At 73.9% G+C, this 14,636-nt stretch carries 12 protein-coding genes and 1 pseudogene; 7 read left to right on the forward strand and 6 right to left on the reverse strand.

Annotated features, from left to right (window positions below):
• Positions 1-9: 9 nt before the first annotated feature.
• From TCUR_RS00530 to TCUR_RS00545, 4 genes are all read right to left on the reverse strand, one after another.
• The gene (locus TCUR_RS00530) at positions 10-1,383 is read right to left on the reverse strand and encodes an FAD-binding oxidoreductase (protein WP_012850500.1); all 1,374 of its coding nucleotides are present in this window, start codon (positions 1,381-1,383) and stop codon (positions 10-12) included.
• 626 nt (positions 1,384-2,009) lie between these two features.
• Positions 2,010-2,276, reverse strand: coding sequence for a hypothetical protein (locus TCUR_RS00535; protein WP_012850501.1), 267 nt, complete (start codon positions 2,274-2,276; stop codon positions 2,010-2,012).
• 234 nt (positions 2,277-2,510) lie between these two features.
• Positions 2,511-3,179 carry a response regulator gene (locus tag TCUR_RS00540; RefSeq protein WP_012850502.1) on the reverse strand — a complete coding sequence of 223 codons (669 nt, stop codon included), beginning with the start codon at positions 3,177-3,179 and terminating at the stop codon, positions 2,511-2,513.
• A 38-nt stretch (positions 3,180-3,217) separates the two neighbouring features.
• Positions 3,218-4,360 (reverse strand): sensor histidine kinase, encoded by a 1,143-nt coding sequence (locus TCUR_RS00545; RefSeq protein ID WP_041439134.1) that lies wholly within the window; start codon positions 4,358-4,360, stop codon positions 3,218-3,220.
• A gap of 159 nt (positions 4,361-4,519) precedes the next feature.
• On the opposite strand from TCUR_RS00545, the gene TCUR_RS00550 reads away from it, so the two are divergent.
• Positions 4,520-4,774 carry a hypothetical protein gene (locus TCUR_RS00550; protein WP_012850504.1) on the forward strand — a complete coding sequence of 85 codons (255 nt, stop codon included), beginning with the start codon at positions 4,520-4,522 and terminating at the stop codon, positions 4,772-4,774.
• A 6-nt stretch (positions 4,775-4,780) separates the two neighbouring features.
• On the forward strand, positions 4,781-6,955 hold the full coding sequence (locus TCUR_RS00555) for an MMPL family transporter (RefSeq protein WP_012850505.1): 2,175 nt from the start codon (positions 4,781-4,783) through the stop codon (positions 6,953-6,955).
• Between the two features lie 268 nt (positions 6,956-7,223).
• On the opposite strand, the gene TCUR_RS00560 is transcribed toward TCUR_RS00555, so the two are convergent.
• Complete coding sequence (locus TCUR_RS00560) at positions 7,224-7,544, reverse strand: hypothetical protein (protein WP_245536947.1); 321 nt, start codon at positions 7,542-7,544, stop codon at positions 7,224-7,226.
• Positions 7,545-7,799: 255 nt separating this feature from the next.
• Here TCUR_RS00560 and TCUR_RS00565 point away from each other — a divergent pair, with 255 nt between their 5' ends.
• The 3 genes and pseudogenes from TCUR_RS00565 to mptB form a co-directional block, all read left to right on the forward strand.
• Positions 7,800-8,132: an STAS domain-containing protein gene (locus TCUR_RS00565; protein ID WP_012850507.1), complete on the forward strand. Its 333-nt coding sequence runs from the start codon at positions 7,800-7,802 to the stop codon at positions 8,130-8,132.
• Between the two features lie 61 nt (positions 8,133-8,193).
• A complete protein-coding gene (locus TCUR_RS00570; RefSeq protein WP_052305359.1) occupies positions 8,194-8,949 on the forward strand; it encodes a glycosyltransferase in 756 nt (251 codons plus the stop codon).
• 239 nt (positions 8,950-9,188) lie between these two features.
• Positions 9,189-9,929, forward strand: a pseudogene (mptB, locus tag TCUR_RS28670) (polyprenol phosphomannose-dependent alpha 1,6 mannosyltransferase MptB); the annotation flags it as partial.
• A 511-nt stretch (positions 9,930-10,440) separates the two neighbouring features.
• Here the strand turns inward: mptB and TCUR_RS28515 are convergent.
• Positions 10,441-12,687, reverse strand: coding sequence for a hypothetical protein (locus tag TCUR_RS28515; RefSeq protein ID WP_012850509.1), 2,247 nt, complete (start codon positions 12,685-12,687; stop codon positions 10,441-10,443).
• Between the two features lie 134 nt (positions 12,688-12,821).
• Between TCUR_RS28515 and TCUR_RS00585 the strand changes: the two genes are divergently transcribed.
• Both TCUR_RS00585 and TCUR_RS00590 read left to right on the forward strand, forming a co-directional pair.
• Entirely contained in the window at positions 12,822-14,111 is a 1,290-nt protein-coding gene (locus TCUR_RS00585; RefSeq protein WP_012850510.1) for a glycosyltransferase 87 family protein, read from the forward strand.
• On the forward strand, positions 14,108-14,563 hold the full coding sequence (locus tag TCUR_RS00590; protein WP_012850511.1) for a DUF4446 family protein: 456 nt from the start codon (positions 14,108-14,110) through the stop codon (positions 14,561-14,563). The genes TCUR_RS00585 and TCUR_RS00590 overlap by 4 nt, the downstream gene beginning before the upstream one ends.
• Positions 14,564-14,636: the final 73 nt, after the last annotated feature.

A 14,636-nucleotide genomic window follows, 5' to 3' on the forward strand; every position in this document is an offset into this window, starting at 1 on the left:
CCGAACGTTTCAGTCGAACAGGACACCGGGGTTCAGGATGCCCTGTGGGTCGAAGACCTGCTTGATCTGCCGCATCAGCCGCAGCTTGACCGGGTCCTCCAGGTCCAGGAAGTAGGGGCGCTTCTCCCGGCCGATGCCGTGCTCGCCGCTGATCGCCCCGCCGCGCCCCATGGCCTCGGTGAAGATCTCCCGCAGCACCGCGGTCAGCTTCTCGGGATCGGGCTGGAAGACCGACAGGTGCACGTTGCCGTCCCCGGCGTGGCCGCACCCGACGATCAGCGTGCCGCGCCGCTCGCCGATGCCGCCGACCGCCTCGAAGAAGTCGGCCAGGTCGGCGCGGGGGATGACGGCGTCGACGATGGCGTCGGCCCCGGCGCTCTTGGCCGCCCAGAACGCCTTCTCCCGGGCCGTGATCAGCTCCCGGGCGGCGTTGCTCTCCAGCACGTACACATCGGCGGCGCCGAGCTCGGTCAGCAGCCCGCCCAGGGCCTCGATGTCGGCCTCCAGCCGCTCGGCCGAACGGTTCTCCAACGTGACGATCAGGTACGCCTGAGTGGTCTGCCGGACCTGCTCCGGCACCCCCAGGTCCACGTCGGCGTTCGCGGTGATCGCCGCCATGGCCAGCATGTCCACGTACTCGAGGATCAGCGGGTCCAGCCCGCTGCCCACCAGCTTGGGCACCGCGGCGGTGACCTCGCGCAGGGACGAGAACGGCGCCAGCACACTGGCCTGGTGGGCGGCCCGCGGCCGCAGCCGCAAGGTGGCCTCGGTGACCACCGCGAGGGTGCCTTCGGAGCCGACGATGAGCTGGGTCAGGTCATAGCCGGTGGAGGTCTTGACGTACCGGCCGCCGGTGCGGATCACCTCGCCGCCGGCCAGCACCGCCTCCAGCCCCAGCACCTGGTGCCGGGTGACGCCGTACTTGACCGCGTGCATGCCGCCGGCGTTGGTGGAGACGGTCCCGCCGATGCTGGCGCTGCTCTCGCCGGGGAACACCGGGTAGATCAGGCCCGCCTCGGCGGTCAGCCGGTCCAGCTCGCCCAGCGTCACCCCGGCCTGCACCACCGCCACATGGTTGGCGGTGTCGATCTCCAGCACCCGGTTCATCCGCTCAAGGGAGAGCACCAGGCCGCCCGGGACCGGCACCGCCCCGCCCGACAGCCCGGTGCCCGAGCCCCGGGGGGTCACCGCGAGCCCGTGCTCACCGGCCACCCGCAGCACCCCGGCGACCTGCTCGGTCGTCTCCGGGCGCACCACGAAGGCGGGCGGCTGCGGGGCGACGCCCAGCGCCTCGTCCCCGCCGTAGTCGGCCGAGATCTCCTCACCCGACAGCACATGCTCGGCTCCGACGACGTCGGCCAGCGCCGATCCGACATCCGCCAAGGCAACCCCTCCTCCGCCGTTTTCGCGCCCGCCGGGCCTGGCCCGTCCGACTCGGTACAGAAGGCCGGCGAAGGCACCATATGAGACTTACGGCACTTTCCGGTAGGGCGGAAGGCCCCGCCTCGGCCTGCTCGTGGACGGCCTTCGCCGGTGCGTGCGGGCGGTCGTCTTGCGCGAGGCCCGGGAGGCCGCGCGGTCGTCCGGCTTCAGGGGAGAGCCGCTGCGGCGGCGGCCGCTCTCGGGGGATACGGCGGACGGCCGGTGACGCGGGCGGGCGCTTCGCCCGGGCCCGCCTCACCGGCCGGCAGGTGCTTGCATCACATCGACGGCGAACCCTTTCCGCCCGCCTCCGCCATGGACTGCAGACGGTGTGCGCAACGGTCGAAAGCGGCGGCGTGGGGCCATGCGGCATACGGCCGCTGTTTCTCTTCCCGGTGCCTGCGGCAGCCGGCTGAAAGGGTTCGTCGGGTCGCCGGCGGCCGTGAAGCGGCGATGTCCGCTGAAATTCTTCGGGATCACCGAGGTTTTTCAGTGGATGCCGTGGTGCTTTTTCTTATATCGGTGCTCCTTGGGCTTCGGTGCTTGCCCTTGGTGTGCTGCTGCTCAGGGCCGCGGTGCCGGGCCCGTTAGCGCTGGAACCCGTACTGGGGACTGTGAGCGTCCTCGTGTCCGTACCAGTTGTCGTGGTAGGAGTCGTTGTACTGAGGGCCGTACCAGTAGCCGAAATCGTCCCAGGGGCCGTAGTTGCGGCCGCACTCGCCCCGGCAGGCCTGCTGCCCGGCCTGCTCCACGGCGGCGGCGCCGTGCTCGGCCGCCGCGGCCGCCGACGCCGCCGACAAGGCGCCGCCCAGTGCGAACGCCGCGAGTGCCGCTGCCGCCAGACTTTTCCTCATCTGAGCCTCCCAGCTCATTGCAGAGAATGTTTTTCTACCTGATGAGACGCACCAGGAATAACACGTTCACCGGCGGCTTCCAAGGGTGGTGGAGCTGGAATTTATGAGCTTGGCGAGACTATTGCAATTCTGCGAGGACATGTCCCCGTGAGATGTTCAAAAAAGGCGGGATATGGCCATTTGAGAATGGTCGGCGAGATGAGTGCGTTGCCTGCCGCCGGGGCGGCCGCGGGGCTATGACGACAGCCAGCCGGGGCTGACCATGCCGGACTCATAGGCCAGCACCACCAGCTGGGAGCGGTCCCGCACGCCCAGCTTGCTCATGATGCGGCTGACATGGGTCTTGGCGGTGGCCGGGCTGAGGACCAGGCGGCCGGCGATCTCGTCGTTGCTGAGCCCGGCGGCCACCAGCCGCATGACCTCGCGTTCGCGCTCGGTGAGCGCGTTCAGCCGCGGGTCGGGGGCGGGGGCCTTCACCCGCCCGGTGAACTCGGCGATCAGCCGCCTGGTCACGGACGGGCTGATCAGCGCGTCGCCGCGGGCCGCCACCCGCACCGCGCGGATCAGCTCCTGCGGCTCGGTGTCCTTGACCAGAAAGCCGCAGGCCCCGCCGCGCAGCGCGGCGTAGACGTAGTCGTCCAGGTCGAAGGTGGTCAAGATGACCACCCGGACGTTCTCCAGGCGCGGGTCGGCGGTGATCCGGCGGGTCGCCTCCAGGCCGTCCATCCCGGGCATGCGGATGTCCATCAGCACCACGTCGGGGCGCAGCCGGCGGCAGGCCTCGACGGTCTGCTCGCCGTCGCCCGCCTCACCCACCACCGCGATGTCGTCCTCGTCGGCGAGGATGGAGCGGAAACCGGCGCGCACCAGCCGCTGGTCGTCGGCGAGCAAGACCCTGATCATGGCTGACTCCTCTGCGGCCTGCGAAGAGCGGGGACGGTTCACCGCGCAGACGCCCCGTTCCGGTAGGGCAGGCGGGCCCGGACGGTGAACCCGCCGCCCGGACGGGGCCCGGCGACCAGCTCCCCGCCCAGCGCCCGGGCGCGTTCCCGCATGCCGCTGATGCCGCTGCCGGGCGGGCCGGCCGGCGGGACGGGTCCGCGGCCGTCGTCGGTGACCTCCACCGTCAGCTCCCCCGGCCCGTGGTCGAGCCGGACGGTGACCGCGCCGGCGCGGGCGTGCCGGGTCACGTTGGTCAGCGCCTCCTGGACGATGCGGTAGGCGGCCAGATCCACCTCGGTGGGCAGCGGGCGCTGCTCGCCGCCGGTCTCGGCGTGCACCTGCAGCCCGGCCAGCCGCGCCGACTCGATCAGCTCCTCCAGCCGCGCCAGCCCCGGGGCGGGCGCGGTGGGCGCCTGTTCGCCGCTTTCCCGCAGCACCCCCAAGGTGGCGCGCAGGTCCCGCAGCGCCGTCCGGCTGGACTCCTTGATCGCGCCGAGGGCGGCCTTGGCCTGTGCCGGGTCCTTGCCGATGCGGTGCAGCGCCGCCGCCGACTGGACGTTGATGAGCGACAGGTGGTGGCCGACCACGTCGTGCAGTTCCCGGGCGATGCGCAGCCGCTCCTCCCCGGCGGCCCGCCGCTGCACCTCCTGCAGGTAGGCCAGGCGGCCGTGGCGGACCTGCCCGAGCGCCACCACCGCCACCAGCCAGCCGGCCAGCATGAACAGGGCGATGCCGTTGACCTCGTCGTTGCCGGCCAGCGTCCCGGCGCCCACGCAGATCAGCGCCAGCGCGGCCAGCGCGACGGCCGCCTGCAGGCGTCCCTCGGCCGCGACGGTGTACAGCGCGACGATGAACACCACCAGCAGCGGCCCGTCGTAGGCGCTGCCGAGGTAGTAGGCGATGGTGACGGCCAGCACGAAGACGGCGACGGCCACCGGACGCCGGCGCCGCAGGTACAGCGCCCCGCAGGCGGCGGCCGTCAGCGCCCAGCCCGCGACGGTGACCGGCCACGGCTCCAGGCGCTCGCCGATGAACGCCCTGAGCCCGGCGACGGCCATCAGCGCGAACATCCCACCGGCGATCGCCGCGTCCGCCGCGCGCCCCTGCGGCAGCCGCACCCCCGCAGCCCTACCGAACGCCATGGGGCCAGAGTAGGTCGGTTCCGCGGCCCCGGCCGTCCCGCGGGGCGAGGACGCAACCACGGGTGTACGCCGCGCGGCGCGGCCGCAACTTGGGCGGTACGGCGGGTGTCGACGCAGGGCCGATGACCGGGGGTGAGCCGTGCGCCGAGCCTGACGGCCATGAACACGCCTTTCACGTCCGGCAGGGCCGCATCCGCCCTCGTCGGCCTGCTGGTCGGCGGGGCCGCGGGGTTCCTGCTGATCGAGACGGTGGGCGCCGTCGTCACCTTCGTCCTCGGCCGCACGCCCGGTGCGGGCGGCGGCGGCGCGCCGCCGGCCGCCTTCATCGCCGTTCCGGTGCTGTGCGCCCTGGCCGGTGCCCTCATCGGGGCCCGCCGGGCCGGCCGAGGTTCCCGACCACGCGACCAGAGGTGAACGAGCATGTCTTCGACCCCCCAACCGACCGTGGCGAGCGGCCCGGCCGCCGTCCGCGCCGCCCCGGGCCGTTTCGGCGAGCTGGCCGCCTGGTCACAGCGGCACCGCTGGAGCGCCCTGCTGCTGTGGGTGCTGCTGGTGGCCGCGATCACCGTGGCGGCGCAGGCCGCCGGCGGCGGCTACCGCAACGACTTCTCGCTGCCGGGCACCGACTCCCAGGCGGCCGCCGACCTGCTGAACGAGCACGGGTCCGCGCAGGCGGGCGGCGCTCTCCAGATCGTCTTCAAGGGCGCAGGCGGCCTGGCCGCCGACCGCGCCGGCATCGAGCGGACGCTCGAGCGGGTGCGCGCCCTGCCCGGTGTCGCCGAGGTGCGCAGCCCGTTCCAGGACCGCGCCGCGCTGTCCGCCGACGGCACCATCGGGTACGCCACCGTCACCCTTGCCGGCAGGCCCGAAAGCGTGCCCAAAGAGCACGTCGCGAAGATCGTGGACACCGCCCGCTCCGCCGCACGAGACGGCCTGCAGGTCGAGGTCGGCGGGGACGCGGTGCGCGAGCTGGCCGAGGAGGAGGGCGGCGGAGGCGCCGAGGGCGCGGGCATGATGGCGGCGCTGGTGGTGCTGGTGCTGCTGTTCGGCTCGCTGCTGGCGGCGGCGCTGCCGCTGCTGACCGCGGCGCTCGCGGTCGGCGGGGCGGTCGGGCTGATCGCGCTGGCCTCGCACGTGTTCACCGTCGCCGACTTCACCCCGCCGATCATGATGCTGGTCGGGCTGGGCGTCGGCGTGGACTACGCGCTGCTGATCTTCCACCGCTACCGGCACGAGCTGATCGGTGGCGCGGACCGGGACGAGGCCACCCGCATCGCGCTGGAGGCGGCCGGGCGGACGGTCTTCTTCGCCGGCTGCACCGTGATCGTCGCGCTGCTGGGGCTGGTGGCGCTGGGCCTGGGGTCGCTGCAGGGCGTGGCGCTGGCCGTGGCGCTGACCGTGCTGGTCACCATGGCGGCCTCGCTGACCCTGCTGCCGGCGCTGCTGGCGGTCTTCGGCGGGCGCATCCAGCGCCTGGTGCTCAAGCGCGCCGCCAAGGCCCACGCCAAGGGCCGGGTCGAGGGGCGAGGCTGGCGGGCGATCGCCACGGCCGTGCAGCGGCGTCCGCTGGCCGCCCTGCTGGTCGCCGTGGTGGCGCTGCTGGCGCTGGCGGCCCCGGCGCTGGACATGCGGCTGGGCTTCGCCGACGCGGGCACCGACTCGCCGGAGTCCACCAGCCGCCGGGCCTACGACCTGCTGGCCGAGGGGTTCGGGCCGGGGTTCAACGGGCCGCTGATCGTGGTGAGCGCCGGCGAGCCGGCCGCGGCCCAGGAGCTGCGGGCCGCGCTGGCCGGCACGCCCGGTGTCGCCGCCACCACCCCGCCGCTGCCGGCCCGCGACGGCGCGCTCTCCACCGTCATCGTCTTCCCCAAGACCGCGCCGCAGGACGAGGGCACCGCCGAGCTCGTCCGCACGCTGCGCCAGGACGTGCTGCCGCCGCTGGCCGAGCGCACCGGCGCGCGCTACCTGGTCGGCGGGTCCACCGCCGCCGCGCAGGACTTCGCCGAGTCGGTCGCGGCGCGGATGCCGCTGTTCGTGGCGATCGTGGTGGGACTGTCGGCGCTGCTGCTGATGGCGGTGTTCCGCTCGCTGCTGATCCCCCTCAAGGCCGCGCTGCTGAACCTGCTGTCGATCGCCGCCTCGCTGGGGGTGATCACCTTCGTCTTCCAGGACGGGCGGCTGGGGGCGCAGCCGGGTCCGATCGAGGCGTTCATCCCGGTGATGATCTTCGCGATCGTGTTCGGGCTGTCCATGGACTATGAGGTGTTCCTGCTGTCGCGCATCCACGAGGAGTGGCGGCGCACTCAGGATCACTCCCACGCCGTCCGGGAGGGCCTGACCGCCACCGGCCGGGTGATCACCGCGGCGGCGGCCATCATGATCGTGGTGTTCGCCGCCTTCATCCTCAGCCCCAGCCGCATGCTCCAGCAGTTCGGCCTGGGCCTGGCGGTGGCGATCCTGCTGGACGCGGTGGTGATCCGCTGCCTGATCGTCCCGGCCGCCATGCAGCTGCTCGGCCGCCGCGCCTGGTGGCTGCCGTCCCCGCTGGCCCGCCGCCTGCCCCACCTGGCTCTGGAGCGTCCGGACGGCGCCTGACCGCCTTAGGCCGCGGCGGCGCGCTCTAGGACGCCCGGCGACGGCATCGGAAACGGATCCGCACAGGCCCGCCCGGTAGGGGCGGGCCTGTGCCCGTGTCGGTGGTGAGGTGACCGGATGCGGGCGCGTGGACCGCCGGTGGCCGGTTGATCAGGCCGAACGGGGACGGCACGGGGCGTCGGCCGCGGCGCGGCTGGTGGCCAAACCCAGACCGTCCACCGCGCCTACGAGGCCGGCCGGGTGAACACGCCCCGCTGAACGCCGGATTTCAGCGGGGAGCGGACTCGTCGATGATGCGGAAGGTCGGGCAGGGCCAGCGCCACATGCAGGCCCGGCAGCGCCGGCTGAGGTGGGTGGGGTCGCTGGAGATGCCGCCGGCGTCCCGGGGCTGGTGAAGCTCCAGCAGCCGCAGCGCCAGGTCGGTGAGGGCGATCACCTCGTCGCGCGCACCGGTCAGAAACTCCAGGTCCTCTCGGCTGATATGGGTATTGACCGGGACGTAGCCCTCCCGGTTGACCAGGCGTGACAGGTAACGGCCCGCCGAGTGCCACGAGGTGGACTTCTCCGAGCGGGTTCGGATCGCCTCCAAACGTTCCCGAAGGCGCACCAGGTGCGGGTCGCCCCCGGTATGACCAAGCCGCTGATGCACGTGCACAGCATTCCGTACTCGCGGCGCGGGTGAGGGGCAAATCCCACAGTTCATCACCCCGAGAAGTGCGCAAACATGCACTTACACGACAAGTCGGCCATGCGATCAGCGCCGGAGATCGGCCGGACACTCCCCGCCACACGGGAGTCGCCGAGCGTCTGGCCCCGGCGGGCGGCGGCAGATAGTGTGCGGCTCGTGGAGCTAAACGTCACAACTTCGTCTCAGGGGGATTACGCCGTCGTCACCGCGACCGGCGAACTGGACCTGTACACCGCGCCGCGCCTGCAGACCGCGCTGGCCTCCCTGATACGCGACCGCGCCGACCGGGTGGTGGTCGACCTGAGCGGGGTGGAGTTCTGCGACTCCACCGGAGTGAACGTCCTTCTGGCGGCGATGAAACGGCTCCAGGAACAGGGCGGCACCCTCGAACTGGCCGGGCTGCGCCCGCCGGTGCGGCGCATCCTCCAGGTCACCGGGCTGGACTCGGTCTTCACCATCGCCGAGGCAGTGCCCACCCGCGGCGTCTGACGCCGCCCTCCCGGCCCCGATGACCGGGGACGCCCGGCAGGCGCGCACTACGATCGGCTGCATGGAGCCACAACAGGGATCGGACGGCCCACCGCAGGCCGGGGACGTGGCGGTCATCATCCCCGCCAAGGACGAGAGCGAGCGGATCGCCGCGACCGTCAAGGCCGCCCTCGACCTGCCCGGCGTGGATCTGGTGGTCGTCGTGGACGACGGCTCCTGCGATGCCACCGGGCGCCTGGCGGCCGAGGCCGGCGCCCGCGTCGTGCGGCACAGCCGCAACCGGGGCAAGGCCGCCGCCATGGAAAGCGGCGCCGAGGCGGTCAAGCTGCTGGACGAGGGCCGCGCCGCCCCCCGCCACCTGCTGTTTCTGGACGCCGACCTGGCCGAGACCGCCCGCGAGGCGGCCCCGCTGATCGAGCCGGTGCGGCGCGGCGAGGCCGACATGACCATCGCCACCTTCACCACCACGGTCAAGCTCGGCGGGCACGGCTTCGTGGTGCGGCTGTCGCGGGAGGGCATCCGCCGGGCCACCGGCTGGCAGGCCACCCAGCCGCTCAACGGCCAGCGCTGCCTGACCCGGGCCGCCTTCGCGGCCGCGTTGCCGCTGGCCCCCGGCTTCGGCGTGGAGACCGCGCTGACCATCGACCTGCTGCGCGCCGGCTTTCGCGTCCAGGAGGTCAAGGTGCCGCTCGCGCACCGCGCCACCGGCACCGACTGGCGCTCCCAGCTGCACCGCGCCCGCCAGTTCCGCGACGTGGCCCGCGCCCTGGTCGCCCGCCAGCCCGTGCTCACCCGTCTGGCCCACCGCCGCAGGTGACCCCGCCCCCTCCTCAGCCATCGGGCTCCCCCGGAGCCCCGCCCGCACGTCCCGGCGGGACCGCGCGGGACGGCCGGGACGCCAGTGCGGCCATGAACACCGGTGACACCAGGCGGGACGGACACGCCACGGGCACCCGCCCGGCGGATGGGACGCACAAGATGGGAACGGCCGGGCTGGCCGGGATCGGGATCTCCCTGGCCTGCTTTCTGCTGACGGCGCTGCTCGGCCCGTCCGCCATGCAGCCGGCGCTGCCCGGCGAGCGTGGGCAGCCGCCGTACTCGCTGGATGCGGCAGCCCCCCCGCACCTGGTGATCGGGCTGGTCGCCGCCGGAGTGCTGGCCGGCGCGGCCGGGCTGGGACTGTGCCTGCACGCCGTGCGCCGGGGCTGGCGGTGCTCGCCGCGCCCGCTGCTGGCCGCCGGGCTGCTGGCGGCGGCGGCGCTGGCGCTGATGCCGCCGATCGGCTCGGCCGACCATCTCAACTACGCCGCCTACGGACGGATGGCCGTCACCGGCCACGACCCCTACGGCACCCGGGCGGCCGATCTGCCCGGCGACCCGATCGCCGACGCCGTGCAGGAATGGCGCCACGTCCCCTCGGTGTACGGGCCGGTCGCCACCGCGCAGGAGGCGCTGGCGTCCTGGATCGGCGGCGAGTCGGTCCGGCTGACGGTGTTCGCGCTGTCGGTCACCAACGCGCTGGCGTTCGCGCTCACCGGCTGGATCCTGCACCGGGCCTGCCGCACCCCGCTGGGGCGGCTGCGCGCCGCCCTGCTGTGGACGTGCAACCCGCTGCTGCTGTACCACCTGGTCGGCGGCGCCCACAACGACGCGCTGGCGATCGCGGCGGCGGCCGGGGCGCTGGCGGTCTTCGCCGGGACGTCGCATCCGGCGCGGCGGGCGGTGGCGGCCGGGGCGCTGGCGGGCCTGGCCGCCGCGATCAAGTTCCCCGCGGCGGTGGTGGGCGGCGGACCGGCCTGGGCGATGCTGCGCCGCCGCGCCGCCGGCCGGCTCCTCCTGCTGGGCGCGGGCGCCGCCGCGGTCGCCCTGCTGGCTTATGCGGCGGCCGGAGACCAGGCCTTCGACCAGGTCAGGCGGGCCGCCAACGCGGTGTCGCTGGCCAGCCCCTGGCATCTGGTGGACGTGGCGCTGGGAGTGGGCCGGCACCGGATGCTCATCCGGATCGGCTCGCTGGCGCTGCTGGCCGCCTTGATCTGGCTGCTGGTGCGCGCCCTGCCCCGCGACGCAGAGCGCGACCCGGACGTGGCCGAGGGCCTGGTGGTGGCGGCGGCGCTGGCGCTGGCCTGGCTGCTGACCGCCACCTACGTGCTGCCCTGGTACGACGGGCTCGGCTGGGCGGTGCTGGCGCTGCTGCCCTGGTCGCGGTTCGACTGGGCGCTGCTGGCGCACACCACCGCGCTCAGCCTGGCCTACCTGCCGGCCCGCGACCCCGCCCTGATCGGCCTGCCGGACGAGCTGGGCTGGCTGGTCACGGTGCTGCGTTCGGACGTGGTTCCCTGGCTGCTGACGGGGCTGCTGCTGTGGGTGGCGGTGACGGCGCTCCGCCGTCCGGCTCATCCAGCTCCAGCGCCCGCACACTCGCCGCCAGCGTCAGCGGGACCGCCAGGCTGAAGGCCACCGCCGGGACCACCACCCCCGAGTCGTTGACCAGCATCCCGACGATGGCCAGCGTCAGCGCCGCCATCAGCGCCGGGCGCAGCGCCGGGCCGCGCCGGTAGGCCCGCTGCAGCAGCGCCGCCCGCCACCGCAGCGGCCTGGCCAGCACGAAGTACAGAAAGCACAGCGCCCCCAGCGCCGCCACCGTGAACGGCCAGTAGCCCAGGCTGCGCAGCATCGCCTCCGCCTTGCGCGCGATGACCTCCCCGGCCTGCCCGCTCACCAGGTCGTCCCAGAACCGTCCCAGGTGGGAGGGGGCGGCGCGGCGGGCGTCGAGGAACGAGATCGCCAGCACCAGCGCGGCCCCGGCCAGGCAGTACACCGCCAGCCACAGCGGCGAGACCCGCCGTCCGGCCACCAGCAGCCCCAGCACCGCGAACGCCGGGACCATCGCGATCACGCCGCCGAAGTCACTGCCCCACCCCGGCCAGCCGTCGATCGCCACCGCCACCACGGCCAGTGCCGCCACCACGGCGAGCGCGGCCGTGCGCCGCCCCTTGCGCAGCGGACGCTCGGCCAGCCAGGCCGCCGACAGCAGCGCCGCCACCGCGAACAATGCGAACGCCTGGTTGCCGAACCCGTAGAAGCGGCCCGCCACCAGCGCCGTGTAACCCATCAGCGCGTTGAGCTGCAGGTGCGAGCCGGTCAGCACGTCCACGCCCAGCACCAGCGCGGTGACGGCGGCGATGACCAGCCCGCCGCCCACCGGCGAGCGCCGCCACGGCCCGGCCAGCGCCAGCGCGGTGAGCGCCGCCATCCACGCCGTCACGCTGCAGATCAGCAGCGGCAGCGGATGCTCCGAGCGCCACCACGGCAGCAGGTTGGCCAGGAACGAGGCCACCGGCGCCGCCGCCCCCGCCAGCGCGACCACCCGGGTCCCCGCCAGGATCCGCCGTCGCGTCAGCGCCGGGGCCGATGCGGGCGCTCCCGCCCAGCGGCGGCGCAGCGCCACCGTCGCCAGCCCGTACAGCAGCAGCTGCCCGCCGAACAGCACGATGAAGAACGCCGGCTGCACCCGGCGGATCGCCTGGGCGGCGACGTCCTCATCGTCGAGGTCGTGGACCTTGGCGGCGGCCGGGGCGTCGGTCGGCTCGGCCCGCCAGCGCGACCCGATCGCCTGCTTGGGCTGCGGCAGGCCCAGCGCCCCCAGCGCGGTCGCCGTCAGGTCGGTCAGCGTGACCAGGCCGTCCTGCCGGGTGGCGGCGGAGGTCAGCAGGGCGGGGCCGAAACCGGGACCGGTGGCCAGCGCGACGTGCAGGTGGGGCGTGGTGCCGCTGTCCGACAGGCCCGCCACCAGCACGGTCGCATCGTCGGGCAGCGCCTTCAGCACCGCCGCCAGCTGCCGGTCGGCCGCCGTGGCCGCCGCCGCCCGGCTGCGCCGGCTCACCGGGATCGGCACGCCGTCGGCGTCCACCCCGGCCCTGATGTGGGCGCGGTGCACGGCGTCGATCTCCACCATCGTCAGCGCGCAGCCCGACCAGTCCGCGGCGGGCACCCGCGCGGGGGACGGCGCGTACCGGTCCACCCGGCCGCTTGCGTCGGCCGCCCCGAGCACCGCGCCCGGGCCGACCGCCATCGTGCATCCGCCGGCCCGGTGCACGGCGTCCCCCAGCAGGCCGAGCTGAGCCTTGTAGGAGGTGGCCGCGTTGTCGGCGACGAGCCGGGACCAGTCGCGGACGCTCGCCGAGGAGCCGGAGACCAGCGGGGTGGGCGCCAGCGCGCACTCGCTGTGGGGGAAGCGGGCGCGCTGTCCCGCCGACACGGTCAGCCACCCGTCGGCGGGGCAGGTGTTCCCCCGGGTGGTGCGGACGCTCAGCGCCCCGGCGGCCCCCTCCCGGGTCAGCCGCCACAGCGTGGGGGTGCCGTGCTCGCTGACGTCGCTCCAGCGCAGCCCGGGGATCCCGATCACCGCCACGCGCCCGTTCACCTGGGCGTGCGCGGCGGCCGGGAACGCCAAGGCGACCGCCATGACGAGCGTCAGCAGGGCGCACAGGGACACCGCGCCGCCCCTGCCGCCGGAAAGTCTCCTCCCGCGCTGCGCCAACCCGGGCACCTCCATCGTCGGAATCCGTCCCAGGCTAGTCAGCGTGCGGCCCGCCCATGCCGGTCGCCGTACCCTGCTGTGCCGTCGGGAGGACAATGAGCCTTTTCCGGCAAGGTTCATCACGGCGGCGACGAGACGGGCGCGTGGGCATGGGCGGACGAAGCGGCAGGACGGGCGGATCAGCGGCCGATCTGGCGATCCTGCTGGCCGGGGTGGCGCTCGCCGCGGCGGCGATCGCCCCGATCGCGGTGCACTGGCTGACCAACCCCCCCGACCAGCGGCTGGTGGACCTGGAGGTCTACCGGGCCGGCGGGGAGGCCGTGCTGCGGGGGGCGTCGGTGTACGACATGCTCACTCCGCCGCCGCAGCTGCTGCCGTTCACCTACCCGCCGTTCGCGGCGCTGCTGGCGGCGCCGCTGGCGCTGCTGCCCTGGCCGGTGGCGCAGGTGGTGTGGGTGACCGCCATCTACCTGGCGCTGGGTGTGGCGGTCTGGTACTCCTTCCGCCCGCTGCTGGTGCGGGCCGGACGGTACGCTCCGCTGGCGGCCGGGGCGCTGGTGGGGGCGCTGGCCCACCTGCAGCCGGTGCACGACCAGACCCGCTTCGGCCAGGTGGGGGTGTTCCTGCTGGTCATGTGCGTGGCCGACTGCCTGTCGCCGGCCCCCCGCTGGCCGCGCGGGATGCTGGTCGGCCTGGCCACCGCGATCAAGCTGGTGCCCGGGGTCTTCCTGATCTACCTGCTGCTGACCGGGCGGCGGGAGGCCGCCTGGAACGCGGTGCTCACCGCCGCCGCCGCCACGCTGGCCGCTTTTGCGCTGCTGCCGGCCGACTCCATCGACTTTTGGTTCGACGCGGTGCTCAACAACGACCGGGTCGGCGCCAACAACGCCACCACCAACCAGTCGATCAACGGCATGCTGCTGCGGCTGTACTGGCCGGACGCGGTGACCAAGGCGCTGTGGCTAGTCTGCCTGGCGCTGATGGCCTGGATCGGTTTCCGGCTGGCCCGCCGCGCCTCCCAGGCCGCCGCGCGGCTGGACGGGGCGTCCGCATACGGCCTGGAGCTGGCCGGGATCGCCATCACCGGGCTGCTTTCGGTGCTGCTGTCGCCGGTGGGGTGGGTGCACCACCTGGTGTGGATCGTCCCGGTCCTCGGCGCCCTGGTGGGCGACGGGCGGGACCTGCGGCGGTGCCTGGTGGCCGCGGGTGTGGCCGTCTTCTTCGCCTTCCGCATCCCCTGGTGGGGGACGCGGCTCATCGGCGAGGGCCACAGCGCCCTGGAGCGCTTCACCGGACGCGTCGTGCAGGACGCCTTCGGCCTGGCCGCCATCGCGTTGGTGGTGCTCTTGGGTCACTGGTTGGTCAACCGCGTTCAAGGACAATCTGACCGGAGGGTTCCTTCTCCTGACCAGCCGGAGGTCGGTACCCTCACACCGTGATTCTTGTCGCACTGGCCATAGCGGGCATGGTGTCGGGGGTGGCCGGCCTGACGATCGCGGTGGTCGCCCACAACCGGGCCAACCAGGTCGTTCAGGAGTGCGCGGACATGCTCCGCAGACACCTGCAGTCCGTCAATGGGCCAGTGGACGGCCAGGCGCTGCGCGACCTGGCGGTCGTGCACTACGACGCGCTCAAGGAGATGTCCGGCCGCCGCTCGTTCTCGCTGGCGCTGATCAACTCGCTCGGCGATGGGGTGGTCCTCAGCTCCATCAACGGCCGCACCGAGACCCGCACCTACGCCAAGGTGGTCCGCGGCGGGCGCAGCCTGGAGGTGCTGTCGCCGGAGGAGGACCAGGCGCTGCGCGGCGCCCGGCTCGGCAAGGGCCCGGTGGTGAGCATGGACGACCCGCTGCCGGACTTCGGCGGCAACACCACCTCGGCCCGTACCTGATCTTTCGCCCGCCGGCGATGTCGCCGAGCCCGCGCCGGGACGTGCGGGCGACGACGTAAACTCGGGTCTGCTG

It is taken from the genome of Thermomonospora curvata DSM 43183, from assembly GCF_000024385.1.
GTDB classification, from domain to species: domain Bacteria; phylum Actinomycetota; class Actinomycetes; order Streptosporangiales; family Streptosporangiaceae; genus Thermomonospora; species Thermomonospora curvata.

Coding starts and splice junctions, on each gene's coding strand:
- TCUR_RS00585 (WP_012850510.1), top strand. CDS start 12,822: ATGGGCGGACGAAGCGGCAGGACGGGCGGATCAGCGGCCGATCTGGCG.
- TCUR_RS00535 (WP_012850501.1), bottom strand. CDS start 2,276: ATGAGGAAAAGTCTGGCGGCAGCGGCACTCGCGGCGTTCGCACTGGGC.
- TCUR_RS28515 (WP_012850509.1), bottom strand. CDS start 12,687: ATGGAGGTGCCCGGGTTGGCGCAGCGCGGGAGGAGACTTTCCGGCGGC.
- TCUR_RS00555 (WP_012850505.1), top strand. CDS start 4,781: ATGTCTTCGACCCCCCAACCGACCGTGGCGAGCGGCCCGGCCGCCGTC.
- TCUR_RS00550 (WP_012850504.1), top strand. CDS start 4,520: ATGAACACGCCTTTCACGTCCGGCAGGGCCGCATCCGCCCTCGTCGGC.
- TCUR_RS00570 (WP_052305359.1), top strand. CDS start 8,194: ATGGAGCCACAACAGGGATCGGACGGCCCACCGCAGGCCGGGGACGTG.
- TCUR_RS00545 (WP_041439134.1), bottom strand. CDS start 4,360: ATGGCGTTCGGTAGGGCTGCGGGGGTGCGGCTGCCGCAGGGGCGCGCG.
- TCUR_RS00540 (WP_012850502.1), bottom strand. CDS start 3,179: ATGATCAGGGTCTTGCTCGCCGACGACCAGCGGCTGGTGCGCGCCGGT.